This window comes from Sporosarcina sp. Y1004 (genome assembly GCF_057669665.1).
The window spans coordinates 143,643-159,683 of the sequence record NZ_JBYHFQ010000005.1 but is presented as its reverse complement, the minus strand read 5'-3'; the positions used below and the strand labels follow the sequence as shown (position 1 = coordinate 159,683).

Annotated in this window: 16 protein-coding genes and 1 pseudogene; 10 read left to right on the top strand and 7 right to left on the bottom strand. The window is 37.9% G+C overall.

All coding sequences use genetic code 11. The features are described from left to right. Positions 1-106: 106 nt before the first annotated feature. Positions 107-730 (bottom strand): YIP1 family protein, encoded by a 624-nt coding sequence (locus AC25Y6_RS05755; protein ID WP_488142312.1) that lies wholly within the window; start codon positions 728-730, stop codon positions 107-109. Positions 731-904: 174 nt separating this feature from the next. Between AC25Y6_RS05755 and AC25Y6_RS05750 the strand changes: the two genes are divergently transcribed. After that, on the top strand, positions 905-1,825 hold the full coding sequence (locus AC25Y6_RS05750; protein ID WP_488142311.1) for a ferritin family protein: 921 nt from the start codon (positions 905-907) through the stop codon (positions 1,823-1,825). After that, on the top strand, positions 1,822-2,139 hold the full coding sequence (locus AC25Y6_RS05745) for a spore coat protein (RefSeq protein WP_482105582.1): 318 nt from the start codon (positions 1,822-1,824) through the stop codon (positions 2,137-2,139). Before AC25Y6_RS05750 ends, AC25Y6_RS05745 begins: the two co-directional genes overlap by 4 nt. Before the next feature lie 89 nt (positions 2,140-2,228). Here the strand turns inward: AC25Y6_RS05745 and AC25Y6_RS05740 are convergent, their stop codons facing one another. Then, a complete protein-coding gene (locus AC25Y6_RS05740) occupies positions 2,229-2,570 on the bottom strand; it encodes a DUF5658 family protein (protein ID WP_482105583.1) in 342 nt (113 codons plus the stop codon). Between the two features lie 253 nt (positions 2,571-2,823). Between AC25Y6_RS05740 and corA the strand changes: the two genes are divergently transcribed. Together corA and AC25Y6_RS05730 are read left to right on the top strand one after the other, a co-directional pair. Then, positions 2,824-3,786: a magnesium/cobalt transporter CorA gene (corA, locus tag AC25Y6_RS05735; RefSeq protein ID WP_482105584.1), complete on the top strand. Its 963-nt coding sequence runs from the start codon at positions 2,824-2,826 to the stop codon at positions 3,784-3,786. A 304-nt stretch (positions 3,787-4,090) separates the two neighbouring features. Further along, complete coding sequence (locus AC25Y6_RS05730) at positions 4,091-4,504, top strand: pyridoxamine 5'-phosphate oxidase family protein (RefSeq protein ID WP_482105585.1); 414 nt, start codon at positions 4,091-4,093, stop codon at positions 4,502-4,504. A 45-nt stretch (positions 4,505-4,549) separates the two neighbouring features. Here AC25Y6_RS05730 and AC25Y6_RS05725 read toward each other — a convergent pair whose 3' ends face one another. Beyond that, on the bottom strand, positions 4,550-4,759 hold the full coding sequence (locus AC25Y6_RS05725; RefSeq protein ID WP_482105586.1) for a hypothetical protein: 210 nt from the start codon (positions 4,757-4,759) through the stop codon (positions 4,550-4,552). Between the two features lie 342 nt (positions 4,760-5,101). Here AC25Y6_RS05725 and AC25Y6_RS05720 point away from each other — a divergent pair. Further along, positions 5,102-5,506 (top strand): annotated as a pseudogene (locus AC25Y6_RS05720) (ABC transporter ATP-binding protein); the annotation flags it as partial. A gap of 290 nt (positions 5,507-5,796) precedes the next feature. After that, entirely contained in the window at positions 5,797-7,242 is a 1,446-nt protein-coding gene (locus AC25Y6_RS05715; protein WP_488142331.1) for a DEAD/DEAH box helicase, read from the top strand. Between the two features lie 203 nt (positions 7,243-7,445). Here the strand turns inward: AC25Y6_RS05715 and AC25Y6_RS05710 are convergent, their stop codons facing one another. Next, positions 7,446-8,582 carry an AbrB family transcriptional regulator gene (locus tag AC25Y6_RS05710; RefSeq protein WP_482105587.1) on the bottom strand — a complete coding sequence of 379 codons (1,137 nt, stop codon included), beginning with the start codon at positions 8,580-8,582 and terminating at the stop codon, positions 7,446-7,448. Positions 8,583-8,738: 156 nt separating this feature from the next. Between AC25Y6_RS05710 and AC25Y6_RS05705 the strand changes: the two genes are divergently transcribed. Beyond that, on the top strand, positions 8,739-9,611 hold the full coding sequence (locus tag AC25Y6_RS05705) for a LysR family transcriptional regulator (protein WP_488142310.1): 873 nt from the start codon (positions 8,739-8,741) through the stop codon (positions 9,609-9,611). Between the two features lie 96 nt (positions 9,612-9,707). Here AC25Y6_RS05705 and asd read toward each other — a convergent pair whose 3' ends face one another. Both asd and pssA read right to left on the bottom strand, forming a co-directional pair. Continuing rightward, complete coding sequence (asd, locus tag AC25Y6_RS05700) at positions 9,708-10,484, bottom strand: archaetidylserine decarboxylase (protein WP_488142309.1); 777 nt, start codon at positions 10,482-10,484, stop codon at positions 9,708-9,710. Positions 10,485-10,507: 23 nt separating this feature from the next. Continuing rightward, positions 10,508-11,041 (bottom strand): CDP-diacylglycerol--serine O-phosphatidyltransferase, encoded by a 534-nt coding sequence (gene pssA / locus AC25Y6_RS05695; RefSeq protein WP_482099996.1) that lies wholly within the window; start codon positions 11,039-11,041, stop codon positions 10,508-10,510. Positions 11,042-11,281: 240 nt separating this feature from the next. On the opposite strand from pssA, the gene AC25Y6_RS05690 reads away from it, so the two are divergent. From AC25Y6_RS05690 to AC25Y6_RS05680, 3 genes are all read left to right on the top strand, one after another. Further along, positions 11,282-12,898, top strand: coding sequence for an ATP-binding protein (locus AC25Y6_RS05690; protein ID WP_488142330.1), 1,617 nt, complete (start codon positions 11,282-11,284; stop codon positions 12,896-12,898). 2 nt (positions 12,899-12,900) lie between these two features. Beyond that, positions 12,901-13,605 (top strand): response regulator, encoded by a 705-nt coding sequence (locus tag AC25Y6_RS05685; RefSeq protein WP_488142308.1) that lies wholly within the window; start codon positions 12,901-12,903, stop codon positions 13,603-13,605. Positions 13,606-13,844: 239 nt separating this feature from the next. Next, complete coding sequence (locus tag AC25Y6_RS05680) at positions 13,845-15,167, top strand: CitMHS family transporter (RefSeq protein ID WP_488142307.1); 1,323 nt, start codon at positions 13,845-13,847, stop codon at positions 15,165-15,167. A gap of 18 nt (positions 15,168-15,185) precedes the next feature. On the opposite strand, the gene yyaC is transcribed toward AC25Y6_RS05680, so the two are convergent. Continuing rightward, positions 15,186-15,797 carry a spore protease YyaC gene (yyaC, locus tag AC25Y6_RS05675; protein ID WP_482105593.1) on the bottom strand — a complete coding sequence of 204 codons (612 nt, stop codon included), beginning with the start codon at positions 15,795-15,797 and terminating at the stop codon, positions 15,186-15,188. Between the last annotated feature and the right edge of the window lie 244 nt (positions 15,798-16,041).

Below are 16,041 nucleotides of genomic sequence, written 5' to 3'. Positions count from 1 at the left end.
GAAGAAATCTCTCATTATGCAGCGCAAACATTTCGTTTTACAACTGTTTTTAGAGTTATTACAGTCTATCTACGATATTATTTGTTGGAAATTCTCATAACGTTTTTTACCGTACTCCAATAAACAGAAGTATTGAAAACAAGGACCCTAGAATAATGATTGAAATAACGAACATGAAACCGGCAAATAACATGATTGTTCCAAATCCACGCAAAGCCGAAAAGTTATGGACAATACCAATTCCTTTACTGAGGAGAATAATCCCAAAAATAGATATCCCTATTATAATCCACGTTTGCAAAAAGAAAAAACCGAAATCCATATTCGTGCCAAACAGATTACTCGGTGCCTCAAAAAGCTGCTTGCCGTATAAGGAAACCGCAATAATACCAATAGGCGCTGTCCAAATGGCGGGTATTGTACTGGCACCAATTGCGCGTGCCATTTTTTGCGGTGTTCCTGTTCCACCTAGCAATTTACCAAACCAAGTATATGCAAATGACGCAATTCCCCATCCAGCGATTCCAGATAATAAACTCAGAAATAAAATAAATGTGATGGTGGTCGATAATGACAATTCAGCAAATAGACCTGTATCCGCAAATGCCATGAAGCTGCTTCCGAGAGAAGAAATGGAGATGAGCATGAACGAATAGAAAATGGATTTTTGCTCAATAATGTAGCGAATCGTTTTGCTTGGTTGTGACCAAATCGAGAAGAACGGATTCATTAAATTTCTCCTTTTTACTATGATACGCATTATATAGAATTGTAGTACTCTATGTTATTTTCATGATTATATAAATTGTCGATTCCCATTCATCATGATAAATTCCATCCATACCGTATAATTTCCATCACTGGAATCATACTACATGCAAATTGCATGAAAGGAGCGAAGAGAGTGGAGTCTTTACAGTCGCTACAACAGCTTCAGCAACTTAAACAACTACAAATACAATTGCAGCAACTTGAACTTCAAATACAACTTCAACAAGAGGAACAGATAAAAAAATCGGCAGCACAACAACCACAGTCCAGACAAATTCAAAAACAACCAAAGCCTGAGTCCGCACAACCGGTACAAGCAGAACAATCAGAACAATCGACACAGGCAGAACAGCCGACAGAGACAGGACAATCGACACAAGCAGAAAAGCCGGCACAAGCAGAACAATCGACACAGACAGAAAAGCCGGCACAGACAGGACAAGCGGAACAACGGACACAGACAGAACAGCCGACACAAGCGGAACAACCTACACAAACGGAACAGCCGGCACAGACAGAACAACCAACACAAGCAGAAAAGCCGGCACAGACAGAACAACCGACACAGACAGAACAGCCAACACAGGCAGAACAACCGGCACAAGCAGAAAAGCCGGCACAGACAGAACAACCGACACAGGCAGAACAGCCGACACAGGCAGAACAACCGGCACAGACAGAACAACCGACACAGGCAGAACAGCCGGTACAAACAGAACAACCAGCAAAGACAGGACAGCCGGCACAAGCAGCACAGCCAAAGGCACCCGAACAACAACAGCAAGAGCAAAAATCACAACCCAAAACAAAAGACAAAGCAATGGAGCCTCCCTCTTATCTTGAGCCCCCGAAAGTGATATCCACTTTGCACATAGGCTATTTGCAAAATTTGCTGAGCGCGAACTTACTTGCGGTGAAACAATATCGACAGGCCGCTCAAAACTGTCAGATGCCAGATTTAAAGCGTCAATTCGAGGAAGCGGGTCAATTGCATTTGTCGCAATATGATAAATTGCTAAGTTTCATGTCGGAAAATGGAGGTCAAGCTCAATGACATCTTCTAAAAAAATTGAAAATCCAAAGAGACCGCATTCACAAAAGGCCGGTGTCAATGACCATGATTTACTCAGTGCTGCATTAGCTACTGAAAAAAGCTTGGACATCACCTACGTAACGGCAATGCATGAAGTCGGTCAAAATATGTTCTATTCATTATTTTTCGATTTGCTGAAAGAGACTTCTCTACTACATCGAAAGTTGCTTGAATTACAGTTCCAACACGGTTGGAGTTCGCTAGTCCCAGCTGCCCCCGAGGAAGTTGAAGCACTTAAGCAAGAGTTCGCGGATTACAGGCAGCAGCTTAAATAAGACATACAAAAGTAAATATCACTCAATTGACGTAGATTGAGTGGTATTTACTTTTTAGTCTGTTTGTATAAAATTCAATATCTTTCATTTTACAATACTAAGGAAATCCACAAAATATGCTGAAATAAGACCAAACTATATAGAAGAAGGCTAAATCCCATTAAAAACTGTAAATACCTTCTCGCTTCAATCCGTGCCAATAAAACCAGCAACACAAACGGCAGACAAATTTTAATTCCATAGAATCCCCAAACGCTTCGATCATAAACGAAACGCATTATTGGATTTGCTTCCGTAATATGCTTTTGTTGAATACCGAAGTCGGTAAAAAAGGAATCAGCTGTGGCCAACAGCAATAGGGCAATCCCCAAGGCAATTAGTTTGTGATTGTTTAGAATCGGTTGCTTTACATCGATTATTAGTCCTCCCACTCTCCTGACAATATTGAACGACATTCAACTAGGATGGGAATAATGTAACGAATTAAACCCTTTATGAAAATAGAAAAAATATGCTAAGCATGAATTTTCTTTCGTAAACTATACTTGAACATATAAATACGTGTAGTATAGGGACTGGTGTAATCGCGTGCGCTCGCTTTAATGCCCGATAATGTAATAAATGCGATAACTTTACATGGGCTTTCCAGCACAGGAACGTAAGAGTTAGGAAGAGGGTGTTTACTTGATTCGGACAATGGGGCTGACAACAGAGAATAAGATGGTTTTTGAATTTCCGTTAACAGAAATTCATACTCAAACATTCAAGTGGTATTGGATTGACTTTGATCAGCCCGATGATAAAGAGACCACCTTATTGGATTCATTTTTTCATTTCCATCCGCTTACCATCGAAGATTGTTTGAACCGTCTTCAAAGGCCGAAAGTGGATTTTTATGACGAATACGCATTTTTGGTATTGCATTCCTTATGCGATGATAATCTAAAAGCTGAGGAGTTGAATCTCTTTCTAGGGATGAATTATGTCATCACCTATCACTCCACAAAAATTCAAGAGCTAGAAAATGCCAAGAAACGTATTGTTGAGAACCCGAATAAGTGGGAGCAAGGTCATATTTTTGTTACTCACCAAATCATCGATAAAGTTGTCGATGATTACTTTCCGGTACTACTTAAAATAGAAGATCATCTAAATGAAATCGAAGACAGCCTTGCGCCATCCACCGTCCATTTATCCATGGACTCCGTATTTGATGTACGTAGCAATTTGCTTCGATTACGAAGGACAATCGTACCGATGCGGGAACTTCTACACCGGATGACCACTTCCGGTTCGCTGAAATTATCCGTGAATGAACAAGCCTATTTTAGTGATATCTATGATAATCTGTTAAGGCTCGGCGATATCTTAGAAGCAAATCGAGAATTAACGGCAGATATTAGAGATAGTCAATTATCCATAAATTCCAATCAGATGAATCGGATTATGATGATTTTAACAATTGTTTCTTCGATTTTTATACCATTGACTTTTATAGCTGGTGTATACGGTATGAATTTTGACTTTATGCCTGAACTTTCTTGGCGTTATGGATATATCATTGTCTTAGTCATAATGTTTACAATTGGGGTAGCTATGTTAGGGCTGTTCAAATATAAAGGATGGCTGCGAATGTTTAAATCTTAATCTGTTAATAGTCTAATCCTGTATAGTCTAGAGGTATCAGCTTTCAACACGCTGGTGCCTTTTTATTACGTTACAATCAACGAAACTCATCCATTTAAACGAATACTCAATTAAGAAATTTCGTTAATATTAGGATTTTAATTAGAGTATGCAATTATGAAATTGCTTCATTGATATGAATTGTGGATTATAATCACATAATCTAATACCAAATTACCGATATATACCTATCCCTGTAAGTGATGTTTAGCTTCTTACTTATAGAGGTAAACTACAATAACATTGAGAAAGGGAGTAGATCTTTGTGAATGCAAAAGAAACAGCGCTGAAAGTTTTGAAGGAAAGCTTCGTTGGAACAATGGCGACCGTTCAACAGAATAAGCCGCACACACGTTACATGACGTTTTTCAATGATGAATTTACGCTTTACACTGCAACATCAAAACAAACGCAGAAAGTGGATGAACTGGAAGTAAATCCACATACGCATATCTTAATCGGTTATGAAGGAAAAGGTATGGGCGACGAATATCTTGAGATAGAAGGTACTGTCAGTATTTCCGATGATGAAAGTGTAAAAGAAAAGGTATGGAATAAGCATTTGAAACCTTGGTTCAGTGGTCCTGAGGACCCCAATCTTATCATCTTAAAAATTTCACCCGATTCAATTCGTTTGATGAATAAAAAAGGTGAGGAACCACAAGAGATTACACCGTGAAAAGAGAGGGTACCAGCGTTAGGAGCTGGTACCCTCTTTTCGGTTTTATTGGTGTAAGGCTTCTTCAAGTGAACTGGTGACGTGGATTGCCTGAAGTGTTTTGTTCGTTGCGTAGTCGAGTGCACCCGTGCCGCCTAGGTAAAAATCAATTTGTTTATTATTAGCGGCAAACTGATCTAAACTCTCCAGTAAATCCGGATCATTTATAAAAGGGGTCGTTGTCGTTGCTGATAGCAGTACTTTTGCAAGCTTCAATTTTTCTACCAGCGACTCTATAGCGCGAGGAGCAGGAGAAGTACCAACCAATACTGTTTTCTAGCCTTTCATCATAAATTGCAATAATAGTATGTGCAAAGGGATTTCATGTCGTTCATAAGGCAGGCATGCTCCTAAGACTAAAGGTGCATCGTCACTACTTTGATAGTTAGGACGAATTTGCACTAGGAAGTCTCGTACGACCAAGCTTGATACAGATTCCTGTCTCGTTTAAAAATGGAACGATCACGGATGTTAAAAAATCGTTTAATCCGAGAGAATGATAAGCCTGCTGCAACACTAGATATAATTCCAATTCATCACAATAGGATCCTTTTTCTCATTCTACAAGCATCGAATCTAGTTCCCTTTTTAACGGTCGCCAATCAGTTGAAACTATTGGACCAAGTTAAGAAAGAAAATATGACGAAAAAACAATTGGAAGAGTTATATGATGACTTGGGTATTGGGGATTTACGAACTAAATATCCTGCAGACTTATCTGGCGGAGAACGTCAGCGTGTCGCAATTGCAAAAGCGTTATACAGTAATCCTTCTATTATTTTAGCTGATGAACCAACGGCATCTCTTGACTCAGATCGTGCCTATGAAGTAATGGAGCTTCTGAAAAACGAAACAAAGAACAAAAACACAACGACCATTGTCGTCACACATGATATACGTCTAGTAGGCTATTGCGACAAGGTATTCAAAATGACAGACGGTGTACTTGTGCAAGAAAAATAAAGAAGTCGGGTGCCTTACCAATGGTTAAGGCATTCTTCGACATACATAGAAAATGAATTATATAGGGGAATTTTTGAATACGTCATGAAATCAAATAAACAGTAAATACTTAGATAGTGATGGACGATTGCATAGAAGTTCGTTCATTTCCTTCAAATCTGCTCTTTTCATCTAGGACTTTCCTGAATCAAAAGAATGAACCTTATTTGCACAAGTCAAAAATAAATCATAATACTCCATTAAATGACGAAAGACCTCTGTTTGTGAGATAATACACTAAGAATGAGAGGCTGATTACAATGACATTTCAAAATTATAACCTGAGCAAGGAGATTACTCGAGCGCTCGACGGGCTCGGGTATTCTTCACCTACAGAAGTCCAGGAGAAAGTAATTCCTGCGGCTCTTACAAAGACAGATTTAGTTGTTAAATCACAAACGGGAAGCGGTAAGACTGCTGCATTTGGTATTCCGATATGTGAAATGGTGAACTGGGATGAGAACAAACCACAGGCACTAATCTTAACACCGACACGCGAACTTGCAGATCAGGTCAAGGAAGATATTACAAACATTGGCCGTTTTAAGCGTATAAAAGCTGCCGCGGTCTACGGGAAATCTCCATTTGCTTATCAAAAAGAAGAACTGAAGCAAAAATGCCACGTCGTTGTTGGAACGCCTGGGCGTGTATTTGATCATATTGAAAGAGGCTCAATTGCTCTTGATCGGATTGAATATCTTGTTCTTGATGAAGCGGATGAAATGCTAAACATGGGTTTTATTGATCAAGTTGAATCCATTATCAATAAACTACCGAAAAATAGAACAACAATGCTTTTTTCGGCGACACTTCCTGAGAAAATTGGAAAGCTTAGCAGTAAATATATGAAAGATCCCAAAAATATTGAAATAGCATCAACCGTTACATTGACGGATCAAATAGACCACTCTCTAATCATCGTCAGAGATCCCCAAAAGTTTGATATGTTACGCGATGTAACTGTAGTTGAAAATCCAGACAGTTGTATTATCTTTTGTCGTACAAAAGATCAGGTGGATAATGTAACTGAACAACTTGAGCAACTGCACTATACTTGCGATAAACTACATGGAGGTATGATGCAGGAAGATCGTTTTTCTGTAATGGATGATTTTAAACGAGGTGAATTCCGTTACTTGGTTGCAACAGATGTTGCTGCACGTGGCATAGATATTGACAGTATCACACATGTCATTAACTATGACCTGCCAGTGGAAACTGAAAGCTATGTGCACAGAGTAGGAAGAACGGGACGTGCAGGTAAGAGAGGGAAAGCAATTTCTTTCGTGACACCGAATGAAAATCATTTTTTAGAAGAAATCGAAGCGTACATCGGTTTTGAAATTCAACAACGAAACGCACCTTCGAAGGCGGCAGTTGCTGCAGCAAAAGATGCATTCACTGAAAAACTGGAAAGCTTACCTGAATTAAAAAAGAATAAAAACGAATTGGTAAATAAAGATATTATGAAATTGTATTTCAATGGCGGAAAAAAGAAAAAGCTTCGTGCTGTTGACTTTGTCGGTACAATTACAAAAATTCCCGGCGTATCCGCTGAAGACATTGGCATCATCAAAATCCAGGATACTGTGACGTATATTGATATACTTAATGGAAAAGGGAAACTTGTTTTGAATGAAATGAAAACGACAACGGTTAAAGGAAAGTTATTGAAAGTACACAGAGCGAATAAATAATCATCCAATTAAAAAAGCAATCCTTGATCAGTAGATTCACTGATCAAGGATTGCTTTTTGGTTAATGGCTGCATCCTGTAAACTAAACTGTTGCTTCAAAAACTAACTATATTAGTTGAACATATGAATCTAGCGTATGTTGCCCCTAGCGTCGAAGTCGATATGGAGGGATTCTTTATATCAATATATAACATTGCAATAACCTAAGCGGATAATTGAGCGGGGGTGTTCTTTTTGAGATTCCAGCGATTCAAGAACTTGAAAAAGGGTGGAAGAATCATACAAACAGCTATTACTCTCAGCACTTGTACGGCTACGACAAATGTAGAGTCCGCATTCAGGACAACCGCAGTGGTCGTCATTTCAGCGATGCCGCCGGGAGCGAAAGCCAAAGCCGAAGTAATCAAAGGTAATCCTGTTATCACTGAAACAATATACGCACATAGGAACATGGAAAATATAAGAAAAATTGTACTTAAAAATGAAATGGCTAACGTTTTCTTTAATCCTATAAACATACTTCTATGAATTCGAGAACCGATACTTGCGCCAATGAGCACTTGGGAAATTATGATTAATCCTGATGGCCACCAGGCTACAATCGTATAGCCAATAACTATTGAACTGAAAGACTTTACAATTGCGATGCAAACCATACTACCAATTAGCCATGGAGCAGGGAATTTTAAAAGTTTCCCGACGTAATATCCGAGGAATGCAACAATAACAAGCATAGCAGTCGAAACAATATGTTCCGATTGAAATTGTCCCATTACCGAAGTAGTGCTAGGGATAGGTGTAGTATCAACAGGGTTACTTAGCCAAATAGATAATATGAGTGGGATGGAAAGGACAACTAAAAATATACGCATCGTTTGAATGATGCTTACAACTCCTGTATTAGCACCAACTTCTTCTGCAATACTAGGGATAGAAGATAATCCTCCAGGTGCAGTAGCAAAAAAACTAGTTAACATATCTAAATTGCTAAACTTCCATAATACGAGTCCGGATAATAAAGAAAACAAGATAGATAGTAAAAGCATAGTAATAACAGTTGCCCAATTTTCCAGGAAAATGAATAAAACGGAATCATTCATTTTTTGTCCAAGTTCAATACCTAAGATACATTGCCCAATAGCCATCCAGTATTTCGGAATACCTTTTTGTGGGAGGGACATGTTCATTAAATTGGGACTAAAAATAAAAATGAGGGTTGCAGTTAGAAGGGTTCCAATCATCCAACCGACTGGAAGGCCTGTAAGTGCAAGAAGAAATCCCCCCATTCCACTGATGACAACAAATGTGGAAGTTTTTATGAATTCATTTTTTCTTAACAATAAACTTCCCCGCTTTCAATAACATTTTTATTGTATCTTGTCTACTCACTGTATTTGCAATTCTTATTCAGTATAGTACAATATGAGAAATAAAAATAATATTGAATATTGATGAATAGACATAAAATATATTGATAGCTGAAGGGTGATATTTGTATGGACGAGCAGGATTGGGTGGTTTTACAAATGCTCTATCGCGAAAAAAATATAACAAAAGCAGCTCAAAAATTATTTATTTCACAACCAGCATTGACACATCGCCTTCAACAATTAGAAAAGAAGTTCAATGTAAGAATCGTAAGTAGAGGAAGACGTGGAGTTCAATTTACTCCACAAGGGGAGTATTTAGCAAAATGTGCAGACGATATGCTTTTGCGCCTTCAGAAAATTAAAGAAAATGTCTTGAATATGGAAGGTCAAGTAGAGGGAATATTACGATTAGGTGTTTCGAACTATTTCACGGATTATAAGCTTCCTTATCTATTAAAACTTTTTAAGGAACAGTATCCCAATATTGAATTTAAAGTAACGACGGACTTCAGCAGTCATATTGTACATTTAATATATAATCAAGATGTCCATGTTGGTTTTGTAAAGGGAGAATACGGTTGGAAAGATCAAAAAAGATTGTTATTTGAGGAAACATTATGTATTGCTTCCAAAGAAAAAATTGATATTAATAACCTGCCTTCCTTGCCAAGAATTGATTATCGTACTGATCCTTTACTTAAAACTTCTGTCGATAATTGGTGGTATGAGAATTTCAGCCAGCCATCATTGGTCAGCATAGAGGTTGATAAAGTCGATACATGTAAAAAAATGGTTGTGAACGGATTAGGTTATGCGATATTACCAAGTATGATTTTAAATGACGTAGAGGACATCCATAAAATCGTTATCAAAACGAAAGATGGCATGCCGATCATTCGAAAAACATGGATGTTATATCATGAAGATTCCTTGGAATTAAATATTGTTAAAGCCTTTGTTAACTTTGTTGAACAAATAAACTTGGAAGACGGGATATAATAGTTAACGTTTTTTTAGATGTTGATTAAAAGAATCATTAAAAAGCAATCCTTGAACAGTATGTACACTGATCAAGGATTGCTTTTAATTTAGCCGTTACAACCAATTGCCAACTGGTTGTCCCACTCTTACCTCGCTATTCAACTCTATTGTCGGAGTGAAGTCTGGATTGTTCTCCAAAAATAGAATTACAGTAGAACCAAAACTGAAATAGCCGAAGTCATTTCCCTTAATACAATCTTTCGAAGCGTTAAGGAGTTGTATACTATTCACATTTAAAGCGCCGACTTTTACAATCGCAACTTTGCCAAAAGCTGTCTCTATTTCAGATATGAGGCGATGGTTTGTAGAAAAGGGGCTCTGACCGAGACGTAATCCTAAACTGTTCACGGGGTAAGAAACTCCACCAAGAGCGTAACGTGATACCAGTTTGCCCGTTACTGGATAGTGGAAATGATGATAATGACTCGGAGAAAGATAAAAAATAAAATACGAGCCATCTTTATAGGGAGCTGCTTTTTTTTCAGTGCCCATTATTTCGTTTATCCTATACTGGTGGCCTTTTATGAAGAAAGTTTGGTCGTTAGCAATTTTTCCAGCACCGCTGACTATACCATCCACCGGAGAAATGAGAGCGTGAGGTGAAGGGTTTATTTGACGGATACCTGGTTTAAGGTTTCGTGTGAAAAGTGACTGTAAACTTTTATAGTGTGAAATAGGGTATTCCATTTCATCATTACTAATACGATAAAAATTGCTGAAAGGCCGAATCAACGGCCGACTTACTATTGAACTAGAAAAAGATTTTAACAGAGCAGAAGAAACAGGATTTCCCGTCAACTCAACAAAAGATTTAAAGAGTGCTTTTTTCATTTAGTATCCTCCGTAGTATTCATTTACACTTTCGCAATTCGAATATTACTTATCATTAATAACGACATAATAAACATCAGTACAACGAAAAATAATGGAGCCATATAAGGAACAAGGAAAAAGCTTAATGTCATAACCACACCCGCCGCTGTAATCGGTACTCCATAAAATGCACCATCGAATTCACTTGAATTGTAGCGGGCAAGACGAACCGCTCCAGCTAAAACATAAAAAATGGTAGCAATGGTTCCTAACCAAGGCGAGGTATTAAGTGTTGTTTCATAAATTAATAAAGCAGGTGCAAGTCCGAATGAAACCAGATCACACAACGAGTCTAGTTCTTTTCCGAAAAGTGATTCTGCATTATAACGTCTTGCAACCATCCCATCAAAACGATCGAATAACGCAGCAAGGAATATAAATAGTAAACTCATATGGCCTAAGCCTTTTATAATAAGGATAATAGCTATAACGCCAAAACTTAAGTTCATCAAGGTAATTGCATTCGCCAACTGTGCTTTGACTTTGGAATGTTCGAAGTACCTAGGTAAATACATGCTATACCTCCCAATTATATTATGATTATATTATTGATTTAAAACCATTATTTGTAATCATTAATACTTAATTATACTTGAATACAGATAGAGTCGCAATTTTAATTCAATATTTAATAGCTACTGTTACAATTCGTTTTATAAATTATGATGTATTATAAAGATAAGGCTCACACAGCGGGTAATATAGAAGGATTATCCGAAATAGTAAAGTAAGACGTAAAGGTTGTGAATGAACAGATGGTCAGAGTGGTTAAGAAATCTAGAATGACTCTGTTAACTCAAATAACATCACTTATAACAATCGTTGTTTTGATCAGTACGCTTCTGGTAAGTATTCTTTTTTATACAATGATTGACGATATAGTTGAAAGTTATATGGGAAAACAAGCGATGACAGTTGCGAAGTTAACGGCCCAACATCCAGCAATAATTTTAGCATTTAACGATGGAAAACCATCACAGATAATCCAACCGATTGCTGAAACGATTCGTCGGTCATCAGGTGCAGACTACGTAACCATCGCTAATGATAAAGGACTGCGTTATTCGCATCCCAATCCAGAAAATATAGGGAAACCAACAGCTACGGGTAATGATCAAGTGCTTGAATTGCACCAGTCTATCATTTATCGGGGAAATGGGATATCTGGACCCGCCATTAAAGCGAAGACACCCATTTGGAATGACAAAGGGGAAGTTATCGGTGTCTCATCCGTCGGTTTTTTAGTGAATAATATCGAGCAGCAAGTGCTTGATTATAGAAAACGCATCATTTTGTTGGCAATTATTCCTCTCCTTGTAGGAATAATTGGGGCGATTTTGATAGCAAGACGTTTGAAAAACCTTATTTTTGGTTTGGAACCGCAGGAGATTTCGCTCCTCTTTACAGAAAAAGAGGCGACACTTGAGTCAATTCGTGATGCAACAATTACTGTTAATAATGAAAAAGAAATCACCTCAATGAATAAGCGGGCACGTGAATTATTCGACGATCAACAACTAATTGTGGGCTCAGTTATTAGAGATAATCATTTGGGGAATTATATCGATAATGTTCTCGAAACAAAGGAAAGTGATATAAATAAAAAGCTGTTGTTTGGTCAACAACTTTATATTTTAGATACATCTCCAATTATACTGGCAGATGAAGTTATGGGAATCGTTTTAACAATACGGACAGTGACAGAAATTGAACAATTGACGGAAGAGTTTTCGAAGATAAAAACATTTTCTGAAAGTATGCGTGCTCAAAACCATGAGTTTCTAAATAAATTAAACACGATTTATGGATTGCTTATGTTAAAAGAGTATGATCGTGCTATTAAGATTGTGTCTTCAGAAGTTAGTGAACGTCAAGATATCATTTCTTTTCTGATGTCGTCGGTAAAAGACCCATTGATTGCGGCTTGTTTACTTGGTAAAGTAAACCGCTCTAAGGAATTACAAGTACATTTGGATATTGACTCTGAAAGCCGCTTGGATAGTGTTTCAGATAATGCAAAGTCGAATCATTTTGTTCCAATCATTGGTAATGTCATCGACAATGCGATGGAAGCTGCAAGAGCAAAGAATGGCAATAAAGGAATCGTCAATGTTTCATTTACAGATTTGGGTAATGAAATCATTTTTGATATTGAAGATAACGGAGCGGGAATACCAATAATGATGGAAGATGTTATTTTCCTAGATGGCTACACGACAAAAAGTGGGGAGAATCATGGAATCGGTTTATCGATTGTAAAAAATGCAATTGGATTACTGAATGGTCAAATCTATGTCGATAAAAGTGAGTTAGGTGGAGCAAGATTTACAATTGTTATTCCACAAGAGAGCTGGACTGAAAAGGATGTGTGAAAATGTCTAATGGAACGATTAACGTTGTTATCGTTGAAGATGATGAAGACGCAGCAAAAATCTACAAGCAGTTTACCAATCAAATCGATCATTTCAATGTTATTGCAACAGCAAGTTCAGGTAGACAAGCCTTGCAACTATTGGAAGTCATACAACCTCAACTGCTATTACTGGATGTCTATTTACCAGATATGAATGGAATTGAACTTCTCCGCGAAATTCGAAAAGAGTATCGTGGCATTGATGTTATTATGATAACTGCTGCTAATGATACAGAAACGGTCAGTGAAGCAATACGCGGAGGTGCTTTCGGTTACTTGATAAAGCCGATAATAATCGACAAGTTAATTGCTACGCTTACGCAATATGACGTTGTCAGAGGACAACTTTATCAAAATCAATTAGTTAATCAGGATAATATAGATGACCTATTTCGTTCGAATAATAAGGTGCTAGCGGCGGCTGGACCTAAAAAAGAGACATACCCTAAAGGAATTGACAAACATACGCTGAAACTAGTCAGAGGTAAGATAGAGGATATGGAAGGAAGTCTAAGTGCAGATGAACTCGGCCAAATGGCTGGAATTAGTTACTCAACGATGCGCAGGTATTTGGAATATCTCGTTTCTCTTGAGGAAATAGAAGTTGAAGTATTATATGGAAATGTTGGAAGACCAGAGAGGAAATATAAAAAGACAACAAACTAAAAAAACCGATTGCTCAGTTGTTATTTACAATTGAGCAATCGGTTTTTTCATTTGTTAGAGTGTCCGTGGAAAATATGAAAACAATACAAACTATAAAAAGAATACGCTTTACTTTCTTTATCTATTTCTTTGGCCAAATTATTGATACTATTCTTTTAAGAAAGCGCTATCATTAGTTTTTGTTTCTACCGAACAAAATGAAGCTGCAATTTAATAAACGGAAAATAGGGGGATGAAATATGTTATCAGTTTTAGGTTTTTCAATGATTGCCGTATTTATGTATTTAATCATGTCGAAGCGCCTTTCTGCATTGGTTGCAATTATGGTCGTGCCTATCGTATTCGGAATTCTTGGGGGATTCCTAACTGAGCTTGGACCGATGATGCAGGCGGGTGTAGAAAATGTTGCAATGACAGCAATAATGATCTTATTTGCGATTCTATACTTCGGAATAATGATCGATACGGGTCTGTTTGATCCTTTAATAGCGAAGATATTACAAATAGTAAAAGGCGATCCATTGAAGATTGTTATTGGGACAGCCGTTCTTTCCATGATGGTAGCGCTAGACGGAGATGGGACGACGACTTATATCATCACGGTCTCCGCATTGTTGCCTTTATATAAACGACTTGGTATGAATCGGTTGGTGTTGGCTACAACGGCGATGCTATCGATGGGTGTCATGAATATGACGCCGTGGGGCGGTGCCTCTGCTATGGCGATGGCTTCGTTAGGACTCGATTCTTCGGAGCTATTCATCCCGATGATTCCGGTCATGGGATTCGGCTTGATTTGGGTACTGATTTCCGCTTTCATGTTAGGGAAAATGGAACGCAAGAGATTGGGTGTTGTTGAACTTGAACCCATTAAAAAAACTGATTCAAAACAAACTGGAGCGAATATGGAATTGGCGGCAACTGCAGAAGTAGCCGATTACCGCCGCCCTAAACTCGTTTGGTTCAACCTTTCATTGACGGTAGCCCTTATGGCTTGTTTGATCATTGACTTTATGTCATTGGGAGTTCTCTTTATGATTGCATTTGCAATTGCATTGCTCGTCAACTATCCAGAATTGAAACAGCAACAAGAACGTATCGCGGTCCATTCGAAAAATGCATTAGCAGTTGTCTCCATTGTTATTGCTGCAGGTATCTTTTCTGGTATTATGAGTGGTACGGAAATGATTGATGCGATGGCAAAGACAATGGTTATGATTATTCCCGATGCACTTGGCCCATATTTAGCGGTAATCGTAGCATTTCTAAGTGCGCCATTCACTTTCTTTATGTCGAATAATGCATTTTACTTCGGCGTGTTGCCTATTTTGGCACAAGCAGGCGAAGCTTATGGAGTGAGCGCTGTTGAGATAGGGAGGGCGTCTTTGATAGGTCAGCCGATTCACGTGCTGAGCCCACTAGTGGCAGCAGCTCATTTATTGATTGGCTTAGTTGAAACTGAGTTTGGTGATCTGCAACGTTTTGCTGTGAAGTGGGCATTCGGAACCGTAGTCGTTATGACTCTAGCTGCATTAGGATTAGGTGTTATAACAATTGGTTGAAATTAAAATGACGACGAATCAATAATGATTCGTCGTCATTTTTGCATGGGTTTTATTTTTTGTTGAATTCAAAATGATAGTAGAAGTTATTTTTGCAAGAGTCAGGACCGTATCCAAGCGTGTAGAATTCAAAGAACTAACGGGGTTTATGGAATCCAAATAATTTACAACCGCTTTCAAATGATAGTTGCCCAGTTCAGGAAGAGCATTATTGATGGCACATCCGGGGATAAGAGGGCCCTCTTTTAATAGAATGGAACCAACCTGATGTCTATCACCCAAACAGGCATCTATGCTGAAAATGATTGGTTCAGAAAAACGGTTATTAATGTCTTTTATTACTTGATTTAAATTCAGTGCGTGAACAGGATCTGCAATTGTTCCAAAGACATGATAAGGGCAATGGTTTTCTTTCAACATCGTTCCGACAAAGGGTCCAAATGAATCACCTGTAGATCGATCTGAACCGATACATACAAAAATGATTTCTCTGTTATACGACTTGCATAGTGTCGTTAACAGAAAGGACATTTCATCCATATCTTCTTTCGTTGAGGATTCCGATGAATAACTGTAATACAACTGAGCCTCTTTTACATGCGCTGTTTTTCTGTTCTTAAAAGGAAACAATCGGTGAGCCCCCTTCATAAATCGCTTTTATATAATATTAACAGATTAATCAGACTATTGAAAGCGTTAACAATAGATTTAGAACAAAAAAATTAAATGTATCTATTAACTAGATGGATAGTTTCTGATTTAATACAGTATTTATACTGAGCGCAAGCTCTAATAAGACTGATGAAAAAGTTATCTGGCTTATGGGAGGGCTACTGGAGACGTATCTTAACAAGAGAATGAAATAGGAAATCTG